Genomic DNA, 315 nt, shown 5'->3' with positions numbered 1-315 from the left:
TGCTGCCCTGATTTTTCTGTGAGTCTGCCGGATAAGACCCGGGAAGGCTTCTGAGTCCGTCACATTGTTCAGCGACAGGTTTGCACAGATGATTTCATGTGTGTTGCTGTCAACTGCCAGATGCAACTTTCGCCATATACGACGGCGTTCTTTGCCGTGTTTTTTGACTTTCCATTCGCCTTCACCAAAGACCTTCAGCCCGGTGGAATCAATCACCAGATGCGCGATTTCACCCCGGGTGAACGTTTTGAAACTGACATTAACCGACTTTGCGCGCTTGCTGACACTGGTGTAATCCGGGCAGCGCAACGGAAC

1 protein-coding gene is annotated in these 315 nt (G+C 51.1%); it reads right to left on the bottom strand.

The window, feature by feature from the left end; all coding sequences use genetic code 11:
• Positions 1 to 315 (bottom strand): transposase (locus OGY37_RS23445; RefSeq protein ID WP_286619776.1); only part of this gene is annotated, 315 nt, incomplete at both ends.

The sequence above is a fragment of the Citrobacter sp. Cpo030 genome (assembly GCF_030333005.1).
In the GTDB taxonomy this organism is placed as follows: Bacteria; Pseudomonadota; Gammaproteobacteria; order Enterobacterales; family Enterobacteriaceae; genus Citrobacter; species Citrobacter portucalensis.
The sequence above is the reverse complement of the archived record's forward strand: the minus strand, read 5'-3'. Positions and strand labels throughout refer to the sequence as shown.